Source organism: Haemophilus sp. THUN1691 (assembly GCF_059704425.1).
Map to the genome: position 1 here is coordinate 446,321 of NZ_AP046578.1, position 25,111 is coordinate 471,431.

Genomic DNA, 25,111 nt, shown 5'->3' on the forward strand with positions numbered 1-25,111 from the left:
CTCGCTGTCTCTCGTCTTTGGTAAGGAGGTGATCCAACCGCAGGTTCCCCTACGGTTACCTTGTTACGACTTCACCCCAGTCATGAATCATACCGTGGTAAACGCCCTCCAAAAGGTTAAGCTATCTACTTCTGGTACAACCCACTCCCATGGTGTGACGGGCGGTGTGTACAAGGCCCGGGAACGTATTCACCGCGACATTCTGATTCGCGATTACTAGCGATTCCGACTTCATGGAGTCGAGTTGCAGACTCCAATCCGGACTTAGACGTACTTTCTGAGATTCGCTCCACCTCGCAGTTTCGCCACCCTCTGTATACGCCATTGTAGCACGTGTGTAGCCCTACTCGTAAGGGCCATGATGACTTGACGTCATCCCCACCTTCCTCCAGTTTATCACTGGCAGTCTCCTTTGAGTTCCCGACCAAATCGCTGGCAACAAAGGATAAGGGTTGCGCTCGTTGCGGGACTTAACCCAACATTTCACAACACGAGCTGACGACAGCCATGCAGCACCTGTCTCATGGTTCCCGAAGGCACTCCCGTATCTCTACAGGATTCCATGGATGTCAAGAGTAGGTAAGGTTCTTCGCGTTGCATCGAATTAAACCACATGCTCCACCGCTTGTGCGGGCCCCCGTCAATTCATTTGAGTTTTAACCTTGCGGCCGTACTCCCCAGGCGGTCGATTTATCACGTTAGCTACGGGCACCAAGCTTTAAGCCCAATCCCCAAATCGACAGCGTTTACAGCGTGGACTACCAGGGTATCTAATCCTGTTTGCTCCCCACGCTTTCGCACATGAGCGTCAGTACATTCCCAAGGGGCTGCCTTCGCCTTCGGTATTCCTCCACATCTCTACGCATTTCACCGCTACACGTGGAATTCTACCCCTCCCTAAAGTACTCTAGTTACCCAGTCTGAAATGCAATTCCCAGGTTAAGCCCGGGGCTTTCACACCTCACTTAAATAACCGCCTGCGTGCCCTTTACGCCCAGTTATTCCGATTAACGCTCGCACCCTCCGTATTACCGCGGCTGCTGGCACGGAGTTAGCCGGTGCTTCTTCTGTATTTAACGTCAATGATGTCTACTATTAGCACACATCCCTTCCTCAATACCGAAAGAACTTTACAACCCGAAGGCCTTCTTCATTCACGCGGCATGGCTGCGTCAGGGTTCCCCCCATTGCGCAATATTCCCCACTGCTGCCTCCCGTAGGAGTCTGGACCGTGTCTCAGTTCCAGTGTGGCTGGTCATCCTCTCAGACCAGCTAGAGATCGTCGGCTTGGTAGGCCTTTACCCCACCAACTACCTAATCCCACTTGGGCTCATCTTATGGCATGTGGCCCGAAGGTCCCACACTTTAATCTTTCGATATTACGCGGTATTAGCTACAGTTTCCCGTAGTTATCCCCCTCCATAAGCCAGATTCCCAAGCATTACTCACCCGTCCGCCACTCGTCAGCAAGAAAGCAAGCTTTCTCCTGCTACCGTTCGACTTGCATGTGTTAAGCCTGCCGCCAGCGTTCAATCTGAGCCATGATCAAACTCTTCAATTCAAGTTCAATCGCTCAATACTGCTGACATAAAATGTCACTACTTAAAAAGTATAATGAATTTCTAGTTAGCACCTATTAAGACTTCAAAATTAAAAAATATTTTTAAAACAAGTCAATCAACAAGTGCCCACACAGATTGTCTGATATATTGTTAAAGAGCAAAAAACAACGACGCACGTGTAAACTTAAATACTTCACAACAGTGCGTCGTTGTGTGCGGTGCATTATAGAGATTTTCAAAACCCTTGCAAGTACTTTTTGTAAAAAATTATTTAAATGAACAAATTTTATTCGTCATCTAATTTTCTATAACCTTTTAAGCCATTCTTTCTCAAAACTTCGTTTAACTTTTTCAATAAACGCTCTTTTTCCGATTGACTTAAAAATTGACTATTTTTATTTTGCAAAGCACATACTAACTTCCAATAAAAATCTAAAGTTGCTCCACTTCCGCTTTTCTTTAATTCCACCAATGCATTTTCTGCACCAATTTCTCTTAGCATAGCAACATCAGTAATGCCAGCTTTTATTAGCGCTCTTTCGTGCTTGATTGTTAAATTGGGTAAATCCTTTAATCTATTTAGCTTTCTTAAAGTACGATCTAACTTCTGATCGCGAATTTGCTGAATAGAAAGAATAATCAACTTTCTACACAACATATTATTACGCATCACCTGCTCTGAAAGTGCGTAATATTGAGAAAGTACAAATCTCTTATTCAACTCATTTGTTGTAAATGGTTCACAACCTAATTTACTTAATTGAATAGCAAGTTCATCCTCACCACGTAGATAAAGTTTTTTATTCTGCCAAATGGCAAACATTGTCTCTTCCTTGTGAAACAAACCGTAACCTGTAAAAAGATTTTTAAAGGTTACATTTCCTACTAACTGATCTAATATAGAGCAAACATTATCTATATGCTCGTCTTTTATATTCATATAAATCTCCTATGAATAACAATTTTAAAGATGGTCAGTAGAAGTACTTCTGATTTGGTTTATATCATGAAGTTTTTAATCTGACTAAGAATAAATTTCAGATTTGTGAAGCTGATCGTAAATTTGAAATTTATTTTTATGTAAACAATTGGTTTATATATAAATATACTATATTTAAAAATTTTCTTACCATTATGATGTTTTGTATATAATTCAACCTAACAATTCAATTAACAAGCTTTTATCCCCCTCTCATTTTAAGGTTTAGATCTGCTTTTTTTGGAATACAGATCCCATATTTTTCCAAATATGAATTTTTTTTCTTGACCTGTACATCAATACAGATATAATCACAAAAACTTGAACATTCAAACAGGAATTCACTTATGGCGACTAAAGAAGAAAAACAAAAAGCACTAGCTGCAGCATTAGGACAAATCGAAAAACAATTTGGTAAAGGCTCAATTATGAAGTTAGGTGATACCAAAACGTTGGATGTAGAATCTATTTCTACCGGATCACTTGGCTTAGATGTTGCACTAGGAATTGGTGGTTTACCTATGGGACGAATTGTAGAAATTTTCGGGCCTGAATCATCTGGTAAAACAACATTGACTCTTTCCGTCATTGCTCAAGCACAAAAAGCGGGAAAAACCTGTGCATTTATTGATGCAGAACACGCCCTTGATCCTATTTATGCAGCAAAACTTGGGGTGGATGTAAAAGAACTTTTTATTTCTCAACCTGATAATGGTGAACAAGCGCTTGAAATCTGTGATGCATTAGTTCGATCTGGCGCAATTGATGTAATCATTGTAGACTCCGTTGCCGCACTGACACCAAAAGCTGAAATTGAAGGGGATATGGGTGATTCCCATATGGGGCTACAGGCTCGTTTAATGTCACAAGCTTTGCGTAAACTTACTGGCCAAATTAAAAATGCAAACTGTTTAGTTGTATTTATTAACCAAATCCGAATGAAAATAGGTGTGATGTTTGGTAACCCTGAAACCACCACTGGCGGTAATGCATTAAAATTCTATTCTTCTGTTCGCTTAGATATCCGTCGCACTGGTTCTGTAAAAGATGGCGAAAATATTATTGGAAATGAAACCCGCGTAAAAGTAGTAAAAAACAAACTAGCGGCACCATTCCGTCAAGTAGATTTCCAAATTCTTTATGGCGAAGGTATCTCAAAAGCAGGGGAATTATTAGAACTTGGTGTAAAACACAAGCTTGTAGAGAAATCAGGTGCATGGTATGCCTATAATGGAGAAAAAATTGGCCAAGGTAAAACTAACTCAATGAAATGGCTCAATGAAAATCCAGAAAAAGCTGATGAATTAGAAGCACGTTTACGCGCAGAATTAGTGGCTAATCCAGAACAAGCTTTAATGGCTGACATTGAACAATCTGAAAATAGTTCAGAATCAGAAAGTGATTTTGAATAAATCAAATCATCAACGCCAAAAGTGCGGTCATTTTTAACCGCACTTTATATCAATTCAATAAAAAATAAAGGAATCATTCCTTGTCATCCCTTGCTTTTAATTACATAGTTAATCTTCTTTCTCGCAGAGAATATAGTGAATTCGAGCTCCGCAATAAAATGCAGGAAAAGAACTTTTCGGAAGAAGAAATTGATGATGCATTATCTTTATGCCAGGCAAAAAATTGGCAAAGTGATCGTCGTTTTTCAGAAAATTATCTAAATTCACGCGTACAAAAAGGTTATGGTGTAGGAAGAATTCGACAAGAATTACTCCAATTAAAAGGTGTGTCTTCTGATATTATTGATGAAGTTTTAATGGAGTCAGAAATTGATTGGTATGAAATGGCTGAGAACTTGTTACGTAAAAAATTCCCAAATTACAACGAACAGCAAATGCCTAAAATGAAACAAAAAATTTGGCAATATATGCTATCACACGGATTTCGTAGCGATGAATTTGCTGATTTAATTGGGAAAAACCAAAGTGAATGGGATTAATTTAAAAGTTGAGAACAAATTTTATATATCCAAATGCCTAATGTTGTCATAGCTAAACATCCGAATAAATGCATAGCCAGTACACTAAATCCATTTAACCATTTATCATAAAAAAATAATTCCACAACTTCGGAAGAAAAAGAAGAAAATGTGGTTAGCGATCCTAAAAAACCGGTAATTAAAAATAACCGCCATTCAGAATTAATTTGTGGAAATTGCCAAAAAAGCCCAAGTAATACACCAATAATTAAGCAACCAAGCAAATTAGCGATTAAAGTTCCAAAAGCAAATGAGGAAAATAAAGGATTAAATAACAATCCTATAGCCCAACGCAATGACGCACCTAATATTGCACCACAACTTATGAATAATAATGCCTGCATTAATAATCTAATCCAAATTGGGTTCGCAAATAACGAGCGACTGATTCTTCTTTATTTGAGCCAATAACTTCTAACTCTAGACAAGCTTTTTTTAAACGAGCATCTGCATCTTGCATGATACAGCCTTTACCAGACCAAGAAAGCATTTCTACATCATTCATTCCATCACCAAAAGCAATACAGTCTTTTAACTCATAGTCGCGTGATTCGAGTAAATGTTTTAATGCATCCCCTTTTGAAACATTCTTATTCATTACTTCCAAACAAGCTAATGCAGAATAAACAATTGTCGTTACGTCACCAAACTTATCTCGTAAATAAGTTTCTACTTCAACTAAATCCTCAGGAGTTTTACCAATAAAAAAGACTTTTTCTGTCTCACGTCCATGATGTTTAGAGAAATCGACAACGTTATAATCAAATCCAGATTCTTTGTGGAACTGACGCATTGCAGGAATATCTTTATTAGTAAACCAACCTTCATCTTGATAGCTATTCATGCATACTTTGGAAGTATCAAATGGCGTTTTGTAAAGCTCAAGAACTAATTCTTCAGGCAAGCTGTTGCTATAAAGTAAATTACCCTGTAAATCCCGCACACGAGCACCATTTGATGTAATCATAACCGCACGTTCCGCACCAATTTTTCCAAGAATAGATGACACATCGGTATGGTTACGCCCCGTTGCCAAAATGATATCCACACCGTTTTGCTCTAATGCTCTCAGCGTATCAATGGTAAGATCACCGACTAAATGTTCAGGAGTTAAAAGGGTGCCATCTAAATCAGACACCATTGCTCGAAAAGGTAAATTCATAAAAACCTCAAAAAATAATTTGCGGTTATCATATCACTAAATATACAAATTGCCCTTGTCTAAGATCAATGTATAAAAAACCGTAATAAAAATAACCGCACTTTATTAAGGATTAAGGCATTAAATCAACTGATATATTTCCTTTCATTTGACAGCAGCACGCTAAAACATAACCTTGTTTAATTTCATCTTCTGTCAGCGGTCCGTTTGAACTCACTTCATAATCCCCGCTCACCACTAAAGTTTTACAAGAACCACAAATACCTTCTCTACAGGCGGCAATAATCGGTGCTTTATGTTCTTCCAAAGCAGTTAATAAGGTTTTTCCAACTGGTACAGAAAAAGTTTGAGGTACTGGATTAGTAATAGAAAGCGTCACTTGTTTACTATTATCTAACATACAATTTTCTGCTGAAGAATGGAATTGCTCCAAAAAGAAACGCTCAGATGGGATACCAAGGGATTCTGTCATCGCACGTAAATCACGCATATAACTTTCTGGGCCACAAGTCAGCACTGTATAATCAGCTATATTGGGTACAAGTTCAGATAACATTTGACTATTTAAACGTCCAGCGATAAAGCCATCATCTGCATCAACAGAAGCATTAATAAATAATTTTAACTGTGGAAATTGTTCTTTCAGTAATGCCCATTCTCGTTTGAAAATAACATCTTTAGGTGAATGGACACTATAGAATACAACCACATCTACACCCGGTTTATTTTTTAATAACCAGCGAGTCATAGACATGATTGGCGTAACGCCACATCCACCAGCCACAAGTAAATATCGATCACTTACAATGCGGGTACAGGTAAATTTACCCATTGGATCAGATAGCCAAATTTGATCACCTTCTTTAATTTCGGATGTAATCCAATTAGAACCAACTCCATTTTTAATACGACGAACGGTTAAAGTAACAAAACGGCTCATTCCTGGCGTAGACGATAGTGTATAAGCTCGTACAATATTTGGTGTATTACGAATACTGACTAAAGCATACTGACCAGGCTCATAAGGGTAAAAATCTTGTGCTATTAATTCAATTGTATAGACATCATCAGTTTCCTGATGAATGGAATGCACCTGCATTTCGTTATAACACAACGGATTCTGATTATTTGACATAGAATTTTCTCTTTGAAGATAGAAAAAAGTGCGGTGGATTTTTAAAATGTTTATAAAACTAATACTACAAATTAAAAAATCGACCGCACTTTTCTATGAAATATTATTTAGCTAAAGCTTCTGCCATATCTTGTTCAGGCGTAGTCAAACCGCGCAAACCGAATTTTTCATTTAATAATGCCATCACATTATCATTTAAAAATGCTGGTGCAGTCGGCCCTGTATAGATATTTTTTACACCTAACGCCAATAAGGTAAGCAAAATAACAATAGCTTTTTGCTCAAACCAAGAAAGTACCAGCGTTAATGGCAATTCGTTAACGCCAACACCAAGTTTTTGTGAAAGATTTACAGCAAGCATTATTGCAGAATACGCATCATTACATTGCCCAACATCTAACAAGCGAGGTAACCCATCAATAGCGCCAAAATCTAATTTATTAAAACGATATTTACCACAACCTAAAGTTAAAATCGCACAATCTTCCGGTACTTGACGAGCGAAATCAGTGTAATAGCTACGTTCACCTTTGCTACCATCACACCCGCCCACTAAGAAAACATGACGTAATTTTCCACCAGCAACAAGATTAATCACCGCATCTGAAGCATCTAATAAAGTTTGGCGACCAAACCCAACGGTAATTTTGTGTTCTAATTCATCATAAGGGAATCCCGCCATTTCTTGCGCTTTCGCGATAACTTGACTGAAATCACGATCTTCAATGTGCGTTACACCAGGCCAGCCCACAATACTACGGGTATAAATACGATCTGCGTAATTACCAACATTAGGATCAATAATACAGTTAGAGGTCATAATTACGGGACCAGGGAATTTCGCAAATTCTTTCTGCTGATTTTGCCAACCACTTCCATAGTTACCAACCAAATGATTGTATTTTTTCAATTCCGGGTAACCATGAGCAGGTAACATTTCACCATGAGTATAAATATTTATCCCTGTGCCTTCCGTTTGTTCTAAAAGTGCTTTTAAATCTTTTAAATCATGACCAGAAATTAAAATACATTTTCCTGATACAGGCTTCACATTTACCGTTGCTGGAACAGGATGACCAAATGCTTCTGTTTCACCTGCATCTAATAAACTCATTACTTGAAAATTCATATTACCGATGCCAAGCGCCTTTTCTAACAATTCATTTAGATCGCTTGGATTTGTTCCTAGCCACGCCATAAACTCATGGAATTGACGATATACCTCATTATCAAATTTACCTAAAACATGGGCATGTTCCATATAAGCAGCCGCACCTTTTAAACCGTATAAACAAAGCATACGCACGCCATGTACTTCTTCCCCAATCAAAGTGCGGTCAGAATTTAGGGCAAAATTCGCTGCTTGTTTTGTTAAATCAGAAATCGTTGCGCCTTCAAGCTGTAAATGAGCCAATGGATGGTTTATATCAATACTTGGATTTAGTGTTCGGCAACGTTTCATTAAATTATCGCGATAAGCGATGGCTTGTTGCGCATATTCAACTATACGTTGAGAATCAAAGTTTACATTAGTCAAAGTAGAGAAAAATGCTTGTGCCGTAAAAGCATCAATTTCATTATCGATAATAGCTAAATCTCTCGCTTGAATAGCCCAAGCAGATAAGCTTTGCAGAGTTGCAACAAGAAGGTCTTGTAAATCAGAAGTTTCCGCAGTTTTACCGCACATTCCTTGAGAGTAACTACAACCGTTACCCACAGGTGTACGCATTGTTTGTTCGCATTGTACGCAGTACATAATTAAGTCCTTTTGATTAGAATAGAAAGTTTCGTTATAAACCCGATAAAATCACTCAGATTTATAAAAAAATGATAAAACCTTTTTTCTACTAGATACAAAAGGAAATTTTGATTAATTAGAATTTGTTTGATCTAGATTAAATTAATACCAATAACGAGTTAATCTATTTTTATTTGAAAGAACATAAATTCTAACAATACTAAAAACCACGCAATAAAGTTCTATATATTGGCATTACCAGTTGAAAAACGATAACAAATTTCATTTTATTTCTCTTATAATGCAACTGTTCGAACGACAAGCAGTATCTCGAATGATGTATGTTTATTCCCCAATGGATAGTCAAAAAACAAGGAGATTATTATGGCTTTCAATATGAAAAACAGACATTTACTTAGTCTTGTTCATCACACAGAACGTGAAATTAAATATCTCTTAGATCTCTCCCGAGATTTGAAACGAGCCAAATATGCCGGCACAGAACAACAAAAATTAAAAGGCAAAAATATCGCGCTCATCTTTGAAAAAACCTCCACCCGCACACGCTGTGCATTCGAAGTCGCTGCTTATGACCAAGGCGCACAAGTTACCTACATCGACCCTAACTCTTCCCAAATTGGCCACAAAGAAAGCATGAAAGATACCGCTCGCGTATTAGGCAGAATGTATGATGGCATTGAATATCGTGGCTTTAAACAAAGTATCGTTCAAGAACTTGCTGATTATGCTGGTGTGCCAGTATTCAATGGCTTAACCGATGAATTCCATCCAACACAAATGCTTGCCGACGTACTTACCATGATTGAACATTGCGACAAACCATTAAGTGAAATTAGCTATGTATATATTGGGGATGCTCGCAATAACATGGGTAATTCACTTTTATTAATTGGTGCAAAATTGGGTATGGATGTTCGTATTTGTGGACCTAAAGCATTATTACCAGAAGCAAGTCTTGTGGAAATGTGCGAAAAATTTGCGAAAGAAAGTGGCGCTCGTATTACTGTAACTGAAGATATCGACAAAGCTGTGAAAGGTGTAGATTTTGTCCATACTGATGTGTGGGTTTCAATGGGTGAACCATTAGAAACTTGGGGCGAACGCATTAAATTATTACTTCCTTATCAAGTCACACCTGAATTAATGAAACGCACTGGTAATCCAAAAGTTAAATTTATGCACTGCTTACCAGCCTTCCATAACAGTGAAACCAAAGTTGGTCGTCAAATTGCTGAAAAATATCCTGAATTAGCTAATGGTATTGAAGTGACTGAAGATGTATTTGAATCTCCAATGAACATTGCATTTGAACAAGCAGAAAACCGTATGCACACAATTAAAGCAGTAATGGTTGCAAGTTTGGCATAAGGAGGCAGTATGAGAATAGTGATTGCATTAGGCGGTAATGCGTTATTACGACGCGGAGAGCCGCTGACAGCCGAAAATCAACGACAAAATGTTCGCATTGCTTGTGAGCAAATTGCTAAAATTTGGCCAAATAATGAATTAGTAATTGCGCACGGTAATGGCCCACAGGTGGGTTTGCTCGCCTTACAAGGTGCTGCCTATACTGATGTGCCAACCTATCCTTTAGATGTATTAGGTGCAGAATCAGTAGGAATGATTGGTTATATGATTCAACAAGAACTCGGTAATTTAGTTCCATTTGAAGTGCCATTTGCAACTTTATTATCTCAAGTAGAAGTTGATATCAACGACCCAGCTTTTAAAAATCCAACTAAACCAATAGGCCCAGTTTATACGAAAGAAGAAGCTGAACGTTTGGCAAAAGAAAAAAATTGGTCTATCGCACAAGATGGTGATAAATATCGTCGCGTTGTGCCAAGTCCATTGCCAAAACGTATTTTTGAAATTCGTCCGGTCAAATGGTTGCTTGAAAAAGGCAGTATTGTAATTTGTGCGGGTGGCGGTGGTATTCCGACCTATTATGATGAGCACCATAATTTACAAGGCGTTGAAGCCGTTATAGACAAAGATCTATGTTCGGCTTTACTTGCAGAAAATCTTGACGCTGATTTATTCATCATCGCAACTGACGTTTCCGCAACCTTCGTAGATTGGGGTAAACCAACTCAAAAAGCAATTTCAGTCGCATCACCTGAAGCCATTTCAGAACTTGGTTTCGCTGCAGGTTCCATGGGGCCGAAAGTACAAGCCGCGATCAACTTTGCGAAACAAACAGGAAAAGATGCAGTAATAGGCTCTTTATCTGATATTGTGGACATTGTGAAAGGAAAAGCTGGTACTCGTATTACGAAAAAAGCTGAAGGCATATCCTATTATGCTTAAATAATAAAAGAACTTTGAGAAATCATTCTCAAAGTAAAAAGTGCGGTCGGTTTAACCGATTTTTTTACCAACCGCACTTTAAACGTTAAACATAAGGAGCTCGCTATGGATGCGTCCAAAAAGAAGAAAACGTTTAATTTCCCATCAGCGTTTACTATTTTATTTGCAATATTAATTCTCGCTGTTGGATTGACCTGGGTAATTCCATCCGGTTCATATTCAAAATTAATATATAATTCTACTAACAATGTTTTTGTAGTCAAAGCTTACGGCGTTGACGATAAAACTTATCCCGCCACAACAGACACTCTTGATAATCTCAATATAAAAATTAAACTCTCCAACTTCACCGAAGGCGTGATCAAAAAACCAATCGCTATTCCTGGTACCTATCAACGTGTAGAACAACACCACAAAGGCATTGAAGACATCACCAAAAGTATGGTGGAAGGCACCATCGAAGCCGTTGATGTCATGGTCTTTATCTTCGTATTGGGAGGGATGATTGGTGTCATTAACCGTACTGGTTCTTTTAATGCTGGTTTGATGGCTCTCGCGAAAAAAACCAAAGGTAATGAGTTTTTTATTGTATTCAGCGTATCCGTCTTAATGGTGTTAGGCGGCACAACATGCGGTATTGAAGAAGAAGCAGTGGCATTCTATCCAATTTTGGTGCCAGTATTCTTGGCTCTGGGATATGATGCGATAGTCTGCGTAGGGGCTATATTCCTTGCTTCATCTATGGGAACTGCATTCTCTACAATTAACCCATTCTCCGTTGTTATCGCATCAAATGCAGCGGGTATTCAATTTACTGAAGGTATTGGTTTCCGTGCTCTAGGTTTAGTTTTAGGGGCAACTTGCGTAATCGCATATCTTTATTGGTACTGTAAAAAAATCAAAGCTGACCCAAGTTTTTCTTATACTTACGACGATCGCGAAGAATTCCGTCAACGTTATATGAAAAACTTTGATCCAAACACAACTATCGCATTCTCAGCTCGTCGCAAATTAATCTTAACGCTTTTCTGTATTGCATTCCCTATTATGATTTGGGGGGTAATGGTTGGCGGATGGTGGTTCCCTCAAATGGCTGCGTCTTTCCTTGCCATTACTATCATCATTATGTTTATCAGTGGCTTATCTGAAAAAGATATTGTGGAATCTTTTACTGAAGGTGCATCAGAATTAGTAGGCGTATCCTTAATTATCGGTCTTGCTCGTGGCGTAAACTTAGTACTCGAACAAGGTATGATATCTGACACTATCCTTGATTATATGTCTAATGTGGTTAGCGGTATGCCAGGTAGCGTATTCATCTTAGGTCAATTAGTCGTATTTATTTTCCTAGGCTTAATCGTGCCGTCTTCTTCAGGCTTAGCCGTGCTTTCAATGCCAATAATGGCGCCACTTGCTGACTCAGTGGGTATTCCACGCGATATCGTGGTTTCCGCTTACAACTGGGGACAATATGCAATGCTATTCTTGGCACCAACAGGATTAGTGTTGGTGACACTTCAAATGTTGCATATTCCATTTGATAGATGGGTTAAATTCGTCATGCCAATGATTGGATGCTTATTGCTAATTGGTTCCATTTTATTGGTAGTACAAGTATCTTTATATAGCGTTTAACTAATTAGCCAAACTGCCGCCTAGATCACAGTTTTTCTAGGCGGTTTCTTTTATACTAGGTTATCTTTTTTGTTAGCATAAAAAGGATTTACTATGCTTAAAAAATATTTCGATAATATCGATACTCGTATTCTTAAAGCATTACAACGAAATGGTCGATTACAAAATAATGAACTGGCCAACGAAATAGGTCTATCCAATTCAGCTTGTTTACGTCGAGTTAATCACTTGGAAGAAAGTGGCGTAATTGATAACTATGTAGCCTTATTAAATCCTAAAAAAGTAAACTGTAATCTCATCGTTTATGCATTAGGCTCTTTCTTTGAAGAAGATCCAGAATTAAAAGAGCGGTTTATTTTTGAAGTGAAATTAATCCCTCAAATTACCGAATGTCATTTTATGGCTGGTAGCTTTGATTTCTTATTGAAACTCAATGTATCCGATCTTGATCAATTTAATTACATCAAAAACACCTATCTCAATTCTAGGCTTGGCATTAAAACCTTAAAATCAGAAGTTACTCTAAAAACGGTCAAATCAACAACTGAGTTGCCTTTATAAAAATCCAGCTTTTATGCTGGATTTTGTTTTTAGCTTCGGCATAATAGCAATAACTTTTCATCCCTAAAAAGGATTATAAATATGAAAAACATGTTACTGCTCAGTAGCTCAAAATACAAGAACACAGGTTATCTTGAACACACTGTACATTGGTTACAAAATTTCTTGGCTGATTATCGTGGTAAAACAATTGCTTTTGTGCCCTATGCTGGGGTACGCCGCACTTTTGATGAATATGAAAAAACTGTGCAAAATGCACTTTCTGATTTAGGGATGAATATTGTTTCCGTTCATCATGGTAAACAGCATCGAGATATCATTGAACAAGCAGATGTCATTGCTATTGGCGGCGGGAATACATTTTGTTTGTTAAAACAGCTTTATGAACACAATTTGATTGATATCATTCGTGAAAAAGTAAATAACGGTACACCTTATTTTGGTTGGAGTGCTGGCGCCAATGTAGCGGGCGCATCTATTATGACAACTAATGATATGCCGATTACTTATCCTCCTTCATTTCAAGCATTACAGCTTTTTACTCATCAAATTAATCCGCACTTTATTTCAGGTAAAATGCAAGGCCACAATGGTGAAAGCCGAGAAGAACGTTTGGCAGAATTTTTACTCGTTAATCCAACTGCATTTGTATATGCATTACCTGAAGGTTCTGCGCTTCATATACAAAATGAAATGGCAACTGTATTGGGTGAAAATCCTATTTTGTGCTTCAGTGAAAATATGGAATGTGGCACATTTGACATCAATACAACTTTTTCTTATTAACTTAAAGGGAACATATAATGGAATTATTTAAATCCATCGTTGCAGTGATTGGCATTATTGCCACAATTTATTTTCTGATTAAAAAAGCCGAAACCAGAACCGTTTTAATTGGTGTTGGTTTAATAATGTCCATTCTGACGCTTAATCCAATGGGCGCATTAGATGCTTTTGCTAAAAGCATGACATCTGGCGGATTAATTATGGCTATCTGTTCTAGCATGGGTTTTGCTTATGTAATGAAATACACTCAATGTGATACTCATTTGGTACATTTACTTACCAAACCATTAAGCGGATTAAAATTCTTCTTAATTCCTATTGCAACAGTCATCACCTTTTTCATCAATATTGCTATTCCTTCTGCTGCTGGTTGTGCTGCTGCGGTTGGCGCAACATTAATTCCCGTTTTAAAAAGTGCGGGTGTTCGACCAGCTACTGCTGGGGCAGCTATTTTAGCTGGGACTTTTGGATCAATGATGAGCCCGGGTTCTTCTCACTCAGCAATGATTAGTGAAATGTCAGGCTTAACTATCGCTCAAGTAAACCTTTCACATGCGCCATATAACATGATTGCAGGAGCAATAGGTGCGGTTGTTTTAACAATTCTTGCGCTTGTTTTTAAAGATTATGGTGAACAACATCGCCAAGCTTATCTTGCAGAACAAAAAGAAAGTGAAATTAAAGTTGTTGAAGGCGTCAATGTACTTTATGCCCTTGCACCATTAATACCATTAGTTATTTTAGTGATTGGTGGAACGTCATTACAACAAGTACCGGGTCTTGAATGGACTAAAATGGGTGTTCCTCAAGCGATGTTGATTGGTGCAATTTATGGCATTATCGTAACTCGCATTTCCCCAGTAAAAATTACTGAAGAATTTTTCAATGGTATGGGAAATTCTTATGCAAACGTACTTGGTATCATCATTGCAGCCAGTGTTTTTGTAGCAGGATTAAAATCTACGGGCGCAGTAGATGCTGCAATTTCTTTCTTAAAAGAATCCAACGAATTTGTACGTTGGGGTGCAACAATTGGACCATTCTTAATGGGCTTAATTACAGGCTCTGGCGATGCAGCAGCGATTGCCTTTAACAGTGCTGTCACACCACATGCAGTAGAACTCGGCTACACCCATGTAAATCTTGGTATGGCAGCAGCCATTGCTGGTGCAATTGGTCGTACAGCTTCACCAATTGCAGGCGTAACTATTGTTTGTGCAGGCCTTGCGATGGTAAGCCCAGTAGAAATGGTAAAACGTACCGCACCAGGAATGATACTTGCTGTTTTATTCTTAGCATTATTTATGTTGTAGAAATAGTAAAAAATTGACCGCACTTTATTTAAGTGCGGTCTGTTTTTATAGACTTTTAAAGGAAGAAAAAATGAACTTAGATTTAAATCAACTTGTTAAATGGCGCCGTGAATTTCATCGTTTTCCAGAAATTGGTTGGAGTGAATTTTGGACAACTTCTCGCATTGCGGATTACTTGGAAGACTTAGGTTGTTTTGAAATTTTTCTTGGTAAACAAATTATAAATCCAGACTTTGTTCGTGGACGAAAACAAGCTGTAATAGATAAAGGTTTAGCTAATGCAAAAACCTATGGAGCCAATGAAAAATGGCTCGAAAAAATGGAAGGATATACTGGTTGTGTGGCATTATTTGATTCAGGTAAACCAGGGAAAACTATTGCATTACGTTTTGACATAGACTGTGTGAATGTAACGGAAACTCGCTCACCAGAGCATATTCCAAATAAAGAAGGTTTTGCCTCAATTAACGATGGTTTTATGCATGCTTGTGGACATGATTCACACATTACAATAGGTTTAGGCGTAGCATTATGGATCGCTCAGAACAAAGATAAACTCACTGGAAAAGTAAAAATTGTATTTCAACCAGCAGAAGAAGGTGTTCGAGGTGCAGCAGCCATTGCACAAAGTGGCATAATTGATGATGCAGATTATTTTGCTTCTTCACACATTAGTTTTTGCGCGAATACAGGCACTGTTATTGCTAATCCAAGAAATTTTCTTTCCACTACAAAAATTGATATTCGCTATAAAGGTAAACCAGCCCACGCAGGTGCTGCGCCCCATTTAGGTCGTAATGCTTTATTAGCTGCAGCGCATACAGTCACTCAACTTCATGGTATTGCACGCCATGGTGAAGGCATGACAAGAATTAATGTAGGTGTGCTAAAAGCGGGTGAAGGACGAAATGTCATTCCATCTTCTGCTGAATTACAATTAGAAGTGCGGGGAGAAAATAAAGCAATTAATGAATACATGACTGAACAAGTCATGCAAATAGCCAAAGGTATCTCCATAAGTTTTGATGTCGCATATGAAACTGAAATTGTAGGTGAAGCCGTGGATATGAATAATGATGTTGAACTTATAAAACTCATCGAAGAAATATCTCTTGAACAACCACAAATAAATAACGTAAATTCAGATTATGCTTTCAATGCAAGTGAAGATGCGACTATTTTAGGTAGACGTGTACAAGAACACGGAGGCAAAGCTATTTATTTCATTCTTGGTGCAGATCGCACAGCAGGTCATCATGAAGCTGAATTTGATTTTGATGAAAATCAATTACTTACTGGGGTTAATATTTATACTTCTTTAGTACAAAGATTATTAGTTTAATTAAATAAAAATATTTTTACTCCTTTCTTTTAAGAATCCTCTATTTTTCTTAGAATAAAGGCAATATCTACTCACCTTATAAGGAAAACTCAATGATTAATAGACGTCATTTTATTCAAATCGGTGCAAGCAGTATTCTTGCATTAAGTGCAAGCCGTTTTGCGACAGCAAAAGGTAAACATGATGTAGATTTACGTATTGTTGCCACTACTGACGTTCACAGTTTCTTAACAGACTTTGATTATTATAAAGACGCCCCAACCGAGAAATTCGGTTTTACTCGTGCTGCAAGCCTTATTCGTCAAGCACGTGCTGAAGTAAAAAATAGCGTATTGGTTGATAACGGGGATTTAATTCAAGGTAACCCTATTGCTGATTATCAAGCTGCTCAAGGCTATAAAGAAGGCAAATCTAACCCTGCGGTGGATTGCTTAAATGCTATGCACTATGAAGTAGGAACCTTAGGTAACCATGAATTTAACTATGGCTTAGATTATTTAGCTGACTGTATCAAACAAGCTAAATTCCCAATTGTAAATGCCAACGTAGTAAAAGTAGGAACTGAAGAACCTTATTTCACACCTTATGTCATTCAAGAAAAATCAGTTGTTGATAATCAAGGTAAAACACATAAATTAAAAATTGGTTACATCGGTTTTGTGCCACCGCAAATCATGGTTTGGGATAAAGCGAACCTTCAAGGTAAAGTTGAAACTCGTGATATTGTAAAAACAGCACAAAAATATATCCCTGAAATGAAGAAAAAAGGGGCAGATATTATCGTTGCATTAGCTCACACTGGCCCATCTGATGAACCTTATCAAGAAGGCGCTGAAAACTCTGCATTCTATTTAGCGGATGTTCCACATATTGATGTGGTTATTTTTGGACACTCACACCGTTTATTCCCAAATAAAGAATTTGCGAAATCACCAAATGCAGACATCGTAAATGGTACAGTAAAAGGTGTACCAGAAAGTATGGCAGGCTATTGGGCAAATAATATCAGTGTAGTGGATCTAGGCTTAACAGAACACAAAGGTAAATGGATTGTTACCTCTGGAAAAGCGGTTCTACGTCCAATTTATGATGCAGAAAATAAAAAAGCACTTGCAGAAAATGACCCAGAAATTACCGCACTTTTAAAACCAGTTCACGAAGCGACACGTAAATTTGTTTCTCAACCTATTGGTAAAGCAACAGATAATATGTACAGCTATCTTGCATTAGTACAAGATGATCCAACTATTCAAATTGTAAACCAAGCACAAAAAGCCTATGTAGAAAAAGTTGCACCAAGTGTTGCAGCAATGGCTGGCTTACCTATTTTAAGTGCAGGCGCACCATTTAAAGCGGGTGGTCGTAAAAATGACCCTACAGGTTATACCGAAGTAAATAAAGGTGAATTAACTTTCCGTAATGCGGCAGACTTATATCTCTATCCAAATACATTAGTAGTTGTTAAAGCAACAGGTGAACAATTAAAAGAATGGTTAGAATGCAGTGCAGGTATGTTTAAACAAATTGACCCTGCAAGTGATAAACCACAATCATTAATCGATTGGGAAGGGTTCCGCACTTATAACTTTGATGTGATTGATGGTGTCAATTATGAATATGATCTAACCAAACCTGCTCGTTACGATGGTGAATGTAAATTAATTAACCCAGAATCACATCGTGTAGTGAACCTCACTTATCAAGGTAAACCAGTTGATCCAAAAGCAGAATTCTTGATTGCAACGAATAACTATCGTGCTTACGGTAATAAATTCCCAGGCACTGGCGATCAACATATTGTTTACGCATCACCAGATGAAAACCGTCAAATTTTAGCTGATTACATTAAAGTAACCAGTGAAAAAGAAGGTTCTGTAAACCCTAGCGCGGATAAAAACTGGCGCTTTACGCCAATTAAAGGCAACGATAAATTAGATGTTCGTTTTGAAACCTCACCAAGCGAACAAGCAGCTCAATTCATCAAAGAAAAAGCACAGTATCCAATGAAACAAGTGGGTACAGATGAAGTTGGATTTGCTGTATATCAAATTGATTTATCTAAATAATAATTAGAAAAATAAAATGCCGTCTGAAGATCAAAATTTAGGCGGCATTTTTTCTTCTAAAGTGCGGTCAAATTTTTCAGTATTTTTACAAATTACATTCGCTTTTCAATCCTTCTATTGCTTTACATTCCTCTTCATTATGTTCACTTTCGGTAACAATAGACTGTAAAAAATCTTTGATTTCTAATAATTGAGATATTTTATTTTCCACTTGAATCAGTTTATTAAGTACTAATTGATCTGCTTGATAATGATCTTTCATACTAAATTTAATACGATTGAGTGCCTTAATATTCTCTAAAGAGAAACCCAACGTTCGACATTTTTTGATAAATTTTAATTGTTCTACACTTTCTTCATCATAATATCGATAACCATTAGCCAATCGCTTAGATGGCTGCAATACTCCTTGCTTTTCATAGTAGCGGATAGTTTCAATATTAGTATGCGTAGATTTACTTAATTCACTAATTTTCATTATTTCCTCAAGCAATTTTTTACTTTAATGAGAATGGTCATCTAATAACAAATTTGTATTACTATCATACAAGGATTTAACTGCTCTAGAAACTGTGGAAATACCGCTGTATAAGACAAAAAGACTTAAAATACCACTAGCCACTACATCAACCCATTGCCAATTTAACCAATAAGCACTTATTCCTGCAATAATAGCAACAACCGAACCAAATAAATCTACTAAAACATGCAAATACGCTGCACGAATATTCAAATTATGGCGATTACTTTTTAGCATTATAAAAGCTACCAACAAATTAATCCCAAACCCTAGTAAAGCTACACCTAACATTGGCAAAGCGGCTATTTCTATCGGAGCCTGCCAACGTGTTACAGCCTCGATGAAAATCCAAATAGCGACCCAAACTAATGAAATTCCATTGATTAAAGCTAACCATTTTTGCCATCTTAGACTTAAAAATAATCCAATCCATGCTAAAAAAATAGATAAACTATCATTTGCCATATGCCCAGCATCAGCCATCAAAGTAAGGCTATTAAACCAATATCCCCCTAGAAATTCAACAACCATATAAAAGGTAATAATTGCAAAACTAATGCCTAATACCATTTTATTTTTAGAGATTTGACTATGAGGGCAAGATGAATGCTGCTGATATTCTTTAGGAGTATAATTTTTTACTATAGAAACTTCTTTCATTTTATTTCCTTAACCATTTGATTTGAAGGAAGCATAAAACCTGTAGTAACTACAAAGTCAAATAATAAAACGTGCATTTAATAAAATTAATTGTTTAAAAAAACTAAATTATAGGGATTTCAATAAAAATTCATTTTTACCTGTGGATAACTCATAAATAATCTGTCATAAAACTGTTTTTACTCACTTGGTAACTTTTAGAAAAGATAAAGTTGTTAATAACTTTCCATTTTACACACAAGATTTTTAAAGAAAATGATCGCATTTTCACAAGATCTTTGGATCCTATAACACCTGTTTCCATAAGGATCGAATAAGGTTACTCACAATCACAAAAGATCTTAATAGTAACAATAATAAGATCTTTATATATAAAAAGAGATCTTATTTACTAATACAAACGTGATCTTTCAAAGGATCAATAGATCCATTATTTTTTGTCAGGTGTTTTAAATTTCTGTAGAATAACGCCAATTTTTTGATCCGAATAAATAGAGATAGATATGTTTTACACTGAAACTTATGATGTGATTGTGATCGGTGGTGGTCATGCGGGTACAGAAGCCGCGCTTGCACCAGCTCGTATGGGATTTAAAACCCTTTTATTAACACATAATGTAGATACTTTAGGGCAAATGTCTTGTAACCCTGCAATTGGTGGGATCGGTAAAGGTCATTTAGTAAAAGAAGTCGATGCAATGGGCGGTTTAATGGCTCATGCTGCAGATAAAGCAGGGATCCAATTTCGTACTTTAAATAGCAGTAAAGGCCCAGCAGTACGTGCTACTCGAGCTCAAGCTGACAGAGTTTTATATCGTCAAGCTGTTCGTACAGCATTAGAAAATCAACCTAATTTAGATATTTTCCAACAAGAAGCGACCGATATTCTGATTGAGCAAGATCGAGTTACAGGCGTTAGCACAAAAATGGGATTAACTTTTCGTGCTGAATCAGTGGTATTAACTGCAGGTACTTTCTTAGCCGGTAAGATCCACATAGGTTTGGAAAACTATGAAGGTGGTCGTGCAGGGGATCCTGCTTCTGTAAACCTTTCACATCGATTAAGAGATCTAGGATTACGTGTAGATCGTCTTAAAACAGGTACACCACCACGTATTGATGCGCGTACGATCAATTTTGATATATTGGCTAAACAGCATGGTGATGCCGTATTACCGGTATTCTCTTTTATGGGATCAGTGGATGATCACCCTCAACAAATTCCTTGTTATATCACCCATACCAATGAACAAACCCATGAAGTTATCCGTAATAACTTGGATCGCAGTCCAATGTATACCGGTGTGATTGAAGGGATTGGTCCACGTTATTGCCCATCCATTGAAGATAAAGTGATGCGTTTTGCAGATCGTAATTCACATCAAATTTATTTGGAACCAGAAGGCTTAACCAGTAACGAAGTTTATCCAAACGGGATCTCTACCAGTTTGCCGTTTGACGTGCAGATGGGCATTGTGAATTCTATGAAAGGTTTGGAAAAAGCGCGCATCATTAAACCAGGTTATGCCATTGAATATGATTATTTTGATCCGCGCGATTTAAAACCAACATTAGAAACTAAAGCTATTTCTGGTTTATTTTTTGCGGGTCAAATTAACGGTACAACAGGTTATGAAGAGGCGGCGGCACAAGGCTTATTGGCGGGGATTAACGCAGGTCTTTACGTACAAGAAAAAGAGGCATGGTATCCACGCCGTGATCAATCTTATACAGGTGTATTGGTGGATGACCTTTGCACACTTGGTACCAAAGAACCATATCGCGTATTTACTTCTCGTGCAGAATACCGTTTGTTATTACGTGAAGACAACGCAGACATTCGTTTAACGCCAATAGCCTATGAATTAGGTTTAATTGATGATGCTCGCTGGGCGCGCTTTAATCAAAAAATGGAAAATATTGAACAGGAACGCCAACGCTTACGCAGCATTTGGTTGCATCCACGTTCTGAATATTTAGAAGAAGCCAATAAAGTACTTGGCAGTCCACTTGTGCGTGAGGCCAGCGGTGAAGATTTATTGCGCCGTCCAGAAATGACCTACGATATTTTGACTTCTTTAACGCCATATAAACCGGCAATGGAAGATAGAGAAGCCGTAGAACAAGTGGAAATTGCCATTAAGTATCAAGGCTATATTGAGCATCAACAAGAAGAAATCGAAAAACAAAAACGCCACGAAAATACAGCTATTCCGGCTAACTTTGATTACAGCAAAGTGTCTGGTTTATCTAATGAAGTACGTGCGAAGTTGGAACAGCATCGTCCAGTTTCCATTGGTCAAGCAAGCCGAATTTCAGGTATCACCCCTGCAGCAATATCAATTATTCTGGTGAATTTGAAAAAACAAGGAATGCTGAAGCGTGGGGAATAAAGTTTTCTTAATTTAAATGTAAAAGTGAGGTGAATTTTCACCGCATTTTTTTATATTACAAATTAAAAAAATGTAATTAGTAGGCTAAATTTTTGCTGAAATAAAAACACTAAGGATTTTAACCGCACTTTCAAGTAGAATGACGACAAACAGACAAGATAGATAGAAAAATGAAAGCAAAACTCGAAAATTTACTCGCTCAAGCAGAAATTCAATTAACAGATCTACAAAAAGATCAGCTGATTCAGTTGGTACAATTACTCCATAAATGGAACAAGGCTTATAATTTAACCTCTGTACGTAATCCGCAAGAGATGTTAGTGAAGCATATTTTAGATAGTCTTGTTGTAAGCCCTTATTTACAAGGCGATCGTTTCATCGATGTCGGTACAGGCCCTGGCTTGCCTGGTCTACCTTTAGCAATTATTAATCCTTCTAAACAATTTGTTCTCCTTGATAGTTTAGGCAAACGTATTAGTTTTATTAGAAATGCAGTACGTGAGCTTGGGCTCACTAATGTAACTCCTGTTTTGAGTCGAGTAGAAGAATATCAACCTGAAGATAAATTTGATGGCGTATTAAGTCGCGCTTTTGCTTCGTTAAAAGATATGACAGATTGGTGTAATCATTTACCAAAAGAAAATGGATATTTTTATGCATTAAAAGGTATTTATCAGGAAGATGAAATTAATGAATTGAATGAAAAATATACTATTCAAGAAGTGATTGAATTACATGTTCCAGAACTTATAGGTGAACGACATTTAATCGTTTTGCGTTAAATAGTTACAATTTTGTAAAAATTTTTCTAAAAGTGTGATTTATATAACACTTTTTATGTGTTTTTAAGTTGAATCTAAAGCCAGCAAAGGTATAATCGGCGGGCTGAAATTATTTTGTAAAAGTGATGTCGTACATTTTATCTCACGCTAAAAAAAACTACAGAAAAGCTATTGTTATTGAGAGTCTTTTGCTTGTAGTTTTTTATTTGCTTATTTATGGATGGCAACGCCAAAGTGCGGTAGATTTTGGCTACGGTTTTTTAAGTGCCTTTTTACCTTTTTGTACATTCATATTTATCATTTTTTACAGAAAACAAAATTTTTCAACAAAACTGACCGCACTTTATCGTGCTGAAGCAATAAAGTTTGTTTTAACGATGGTTTTTATCATTATTGCCATTAAGTGGTTATTCGTTGTCAATTTTATTGCGTTTTTTGTTGGTTTTTTATTGGCATTAGTGCTGAATAATATTATTCCACTTATTCTCAATAAAATTTAACTTTGGGTTATTCTTCTTCAGAACAAAGGATCGATTATGTCTGGACAAACTTCAATTGAATATATCCAACACCATTTAACTTATCTTACAACAGGCGAAGGTTTTTGGACGTTTAATCTTGATACGTTTTTCTTCTCTGTATTATGCGGTCTCCTTTTCTTAGCTATTTTTCGTAAAGTGGCTAAAAAAGCAACAATAGGTGTACCAGGTAAACTACAATGTGCTGTTGAAATGGCTGTAGAATGGATTGATGGTGTGGTAAAAGAAAATTATCACGGTAAACGAGATGTGGTAGCGCCGTTGGCTTTAACCATTTTCGTATGGGTGATGATTATGAATACTATTGATTTAGTACCTGTGGATTATATTCCTCAGTTGTTTGCTATTATTACAGGTGATCATCATATTCCTGTACGAGCTGTACCGACTACGGATATGAATATGACATTTGCAATGTCGATTTCAGTATTTATATTGATCCTTTTTTATACGATTAAATCTAAGGGTATTAAAGGTCTCGCAAAAGAATACACTTTACACCCTTTTAATCATTGGGCATTTATCCCTGTTAATCTTCTTCTTGAATCCGTGACGTTGATCTCAAAGCCTGTTTCATTAGCACTTCGTTTATTCGGAAATATGTATGCTGGTGAGCTGATCTTTATTTTGATTGCCGTGATGTATTCAGCCAATGCGTTTGTGGCTGCACTGGGTGTGCCATTGCAGTTGGTGTGGGCGATTTTCCATATTTTGGTTATCGCATTACAAGCCTTCGTCTTTATGATGCTTACTGTGGTTTACCTGAGTATTGCATATAATAAAGCGGAACATTAATTTTTATTTTTTATTTAACAACTCAACTCTCAACAACGGAGAAAATTTATGGAAACTGTAATTAGTGCAACAATCATTGCTTCTGCGATTATGCTTGCTTTTGCTGCGTTAGGTACTGCGATTGGCTTTGGTCTTCTTGGCGGTAAATACCTTGAGTCTGCCGCTCGTCAGCCTGAATTAGCTAATTCACTACTTACTAAGATGTTTATTGTTGCAGGTCTTCTTGATGCGATTGCGATGATCGCGGTAGGTATCGGTTTATATTTCGCATTCGCAAATCCATTTGCTGCATTATTAGGTTAATAAACAACAAATTTCCTAATTAACGAAGGAGGTATGTTGTGAATATTAATGCAACATTAATTGGTCAAACCATCGCCTTTATTATTTTTGTATGGTTCTGTGTGAAATTTGTTTGGCCACCAATTATTAATGCGATTGAAACACGTCAAAGCCAAATTGCGAACGCTTTAGCGTCAGCCGAAGCAGCTAAAAAAGAGCAAGCAGATACGAAAAATCTTGTTGAACAAGAACTTTCAGCTGCAAAAGTACAAGCTCAAGACATTTTAGATGCAGCGAATAAACGTCGCAATGAAGTATTAGACGAAGTGAAAGCAGAAGCCGAAGAACTAAAAGCAAAAATTATTGCTCAAGGTTATGCAGAAGTAGAAGCAGAACGTAAACGTGTTCAAGAAGAATTACGTCTTAAAGTAGCTTCATTGGCAGTGGCTGGTGCTGAGAAAATTGTGGGTCGTTCTATTGATGAAGCGGCAAACAATGACATTATTGATAAATTAGTTGCAGAGTTATAAGAGGCTTAGC

The 25,111-nt window shown here is 37.2% G+C and carries 23 protein-coding genes and 1 rRNA gene; 16 read left to right on the plus strand and 8 right to left on the minus strand.

Annotated elements, in window-relative coordinates:
- Positions 1-21: 21 nt before the first annotated feature.
- Both AC6H0J_RS02185 and tfoX read right to left on the minus strand, forming a co-directional pair.
- A 16S ribosomal RNA gene (locus AC6H0J_RS02185) occupies positions 22-1,561 on the minus strand.
- Between the two features lie 287 nt (positions 1,562-1,848).
- Positions 1,849-2,502: a DNA transformation protein TfoX gene (tfoX, locus tag AC6H0J_RS02190; RefSeq protein WP_118817558.1), complete on the minus strand. Its 654-nt coding sequence runs from the start codon at positions 2,500-2,502 to the stop codon at positions 1,849-1,851.
- A gap of 386 nt (positions 2,503-2,888) precedes the next feature.
- On the opposite strand from tfoX, the gene recA reads away from it, so the two are divergent.
- Positions 2,889-3,953 (plus strand): recombinase RecA, encoded by a 1,065-nt coding sequence (gene recA / locus AC6H0J_RS02195; protein WP_005629765.1) that lies wholly within the window; start codon positions 2,889-2,891, stop codon positions 3,951-3,953.
- Positions 3,954-4,033: 80 nt separating this feature from the next.
- Entirely contained in the window at positions 4,034-4,492 is a 459-nt protein-coding gene (recX, locus tag AC6H0J_RS02200; protein ID WP_046953369.1) for a recombination regulator RecX, read from the plus strand.
- Here the strand turns inward: recX and crcB are convergent.
- The 4 genes from crcB to hcp form a co-directional block, all read right to left on the minus strand.
- On the minus strand, positions 4,489-4,875 hold the full coding sequence (crcB, locus tag AC6H0J_RS02205; protein ID WP_046953370.1) for a fluoride efflux transporter CrcB: 387 nt from the start codon (positions 4,873-4,875) through the stop codon (positions 4,489-4,491). The genes recX and crcB overlap by 4 nt on opposite strands.
- On the minus strand, positions 4,875-5,693 hold the full coding sequence (locus AC6H0J_RS02210; protein WP_005627260.1) for a Cof-type HAD-IIB family hydrolase: 819 nt from the start codon (positions 5,691-5,693) through the stop codon (positions 4,875-4,877). Before AC6H0J_RS02210 ends, crcB begins: the two co-directional genes overlap by 1 nt.
- A gap of 112 nt (positions 5,694-5,805) precedes the next feature.
- Positions 5,806-6,828 (minus strand): NADH oxidoreductase, encoded by a 1,023-nt coding sequence (hcr, locus tag AC6H0J_RS02215; protein WP_497512761.1) that lies wholly within the window; start codon positions 6,826-6,828, stop codon positions 5,806-5,808.
- Between the two features lie 103 nt (positions 6,829-6,931).
- Positions 6,932-8,584, minus strand: a complete 1,653-nt coding sequence (gene hcp, locus AC6H0J_RS02220; RefSeq protein ID WP_005636095.1) for a hydroxylamine reductase — start codon at positions 8,582-8,584, stop codon at positions 6,932-6,934.
- A gap of 366 nt (positions 8,585-8,950) precedes the next feature.
- On the opposite strand from hcp, the gene AC6H0J_RS02225 reads away from it, so the two are divergent.
- From AC6H0J_RS02225 to cpdB, 8 genes are all read left to right on the plus strand, one after another.
- The gene (locus AC6H0J_RS02225) at positions 8,951-9,955 is read left to right on the plus strand and encodes an ornithine carbamoyltransferase (protein WP_005636096.1); all 1,005 of its coding nucleotides are present in this window, start codon (positions 8,951-8,953) and stop codon (positions 9,953-9,955) included.
- Positions 9,956-9,964: 9 nt separating this feature from the next.
- Positions 9,965-10,897 (plus strand): carbamate kinase, encoded by a 933-nt coding sequence (gene arcC / locus AC6H0J_RS02230; protein ID WP_005627271.1) that lies wholly within the window; start codon positions 9,965-9,967, stop codon positions 10,895-10,897.
- 105 nt (positions 10,898-11,002) lie between these two features.
- Positions 11,003-12,532, plus strand: a complete 1,530-nt coding sequence (locus AC6H0J_RS02235; protein ID WP_111407842.1) for a YfcC family protein — start codon at positions 11,003-11,005, stop codon at positions 12,530-12,532.
- A gap of 93 nt (positions 12,533-12,625) precedes the next feature.
- Positions 12,626-13,093 (plus strand): Lrp/AsnC family transcriptional regulator, encoded by a 468-nt coding sequence (locus AC6H0J_RS02240; protein ID WP_049355585.1) that lies wholly within the window; start codon positions 12,626-12,628, stop codon positions 13,091-13,093.
- An 81-nt stretch (positions 13,094-13,174) separates the two neighbouring features.
- Positions 13,175-13,879, plus strand: coding sequence for a dipeptidase PepE (pepE, locus tag AC6H0J_RS02245; RefSeq protein ID WP_165818746.1), 705 nt, complete (start codon positions 13,175-13,177; stop codon positions 13,877-13,879).
- A gap of 17 nt (positions 13,880-13,896) precedes the next feature.
- Positions 13,897-15,192: a C4-dicarboxylate transporter DcuC gene (dcuC, locus tag AC6H0J_RS02250; protein ID WP_005635328.1), complete on the plus strand. Its 1,296-nt coding sequence runs from the start codon at positions 13,897-13,899 to the stop codon at positions 15,190-15,192.
- A gap of 70 nt (positions 15,193-15,262) precedes the next feature.
- Entirely contained in the window at positions 15,263-16,534 is a 1,272-nt protein-coding gene (locus tag AC6H0J_RS02255; protein ID WP_032828060.1) for a M20 family metallo-hydrolase, read from the plus strand.
- Positions 16,535-16,626: 92 nt separating this feature from the next.
- On the plus strand, positions 16,627-18,600 hold the full coding sequence (gene cpdB / locus AC6H0J_RS02260) for a 2',3'-cyclic-nucleotide 2'-phosphodiesterase (RefSeq protein ID WP_497512762.1): 1,974 nt from the start codon (positions 16,627-16,629) through the stop codon (positions 18,598-18,600).
- Between the two features lie 85 nt (positions 18,601-18,685).
- Here cpdB and AC6H0J_RS02265 read toward each other — a convergent pair whose 3' ends face one another.
- Positions 18,686-19,078, minus strand: coding sequence for a MerR family transcriptional regulator (locus tag AC6H0J_RS02265; RefSeq protein ID WP_005635322.1), 393 nt, complete (start codon positions 19,076-19,078; stop codon positions 18,686-18,688).
- 24 nt (positions 19,079-19,102) lie between these two features.
- Positions 19,103-19,780 carry a cation diffusion facilitator family transporter gene (locus tag AC6H0J_RS02270; RefSeq protein WP_005638352.1) on the minus strand — a complete coding sequence of 226 codons (678 nt, stop codon included), beginning with the start codon at positions 19,778-19,780 and terminating at the stop codon, positions 19,103-19,105.
- A gap of 503 nt (positions 19,781-20,283) precedes the next feature.
- Here AC6H0J_RS02270 and mnmG point away from each other — a divergent pair.
- From mnmG to atpF, 6 genes are all read left to right on the plus strand, one after another.
- Positions 20,284-22,173 (plus strand): tRNA uridine-5-carboxymethylaminomethyl(34) synthesis enzyme MnmG, encoded by a 1,890-nt coding sequence (gene mnmG / locus AC6H0J_RS02275; RefSeq protein WP_005638354.1) that lies wholly within the window; start codon positions 20,284-20,286, stop codon positions 22,171-22,173.
- Between the two features lie 170 nt (positions 22,174-22,343).
- Complete coding sequence (gene rsmG / locus AC6H0J_RS02280; protein ID WP_005638356.1) at positions 22,344-22,955, plus strand: 16S rRNA (guanine(527)-N(7))-methyltransferase RsmG; 612 nt, start codon at positions 22,344-22,346, stop codon at positions 22,953-22,955.
- Between the two features lie 125 nt (positions 22,956-23,080).
- Positions 23,081-23,455, plus strand: a complete 375-nt coding sequence (locus tag AC6H0J_RS02285) for an ATP synthase subunit I (protein ID WP_005638359.1) — start codon at positions 23,081-23,083, stop codon at positions 23,453-23,455.
- A 36-nt stretch (positions 23,456-23,491) separates the two neighbouring features.
- On the plus strand, positions 23,492-24,289 hold the full coding sequence (atpB, locus tag AC6H0J_RS02290) for a F0F1 ATP synthase subunit A (RefSeq protein WP_005638361.1): 798 nt from the start codon (positions 23,492-23,494) through the stop codon (positions 24,287-24,289).
- A 48-nt stretch (positions 24,290-24,337) separates the two neighbouring features.
- Positions 24,338-24,592 carry a F0F1 ATP synthase subunit C gene (gene atpE / locus AC6H0J_RS02295; RefSeq protein WP_005632219.1) on the plus strand — a complete coding sequence of 85 codons (255 nt, stop codon included), beginning with the start codon at positions 24,338-24,340 and terminating at the stop codon, positions 24,590-24,592.
- A gap of 38 nt (positions 24,593-24,630) precedes the next feature.
- A complete protein-coding gene (gene atpF / locus AC6H0J_RS02300; RefSeq protein WP_005638363.1) occupies positions 24,631-25,101 on the plus strand; it encodes a F0F1 ATP synthase subunit B in 471 nt (156 codons plus the stop codon).
- Positions 25,102-25,111 lie beyond the last annotated feature (10 nt).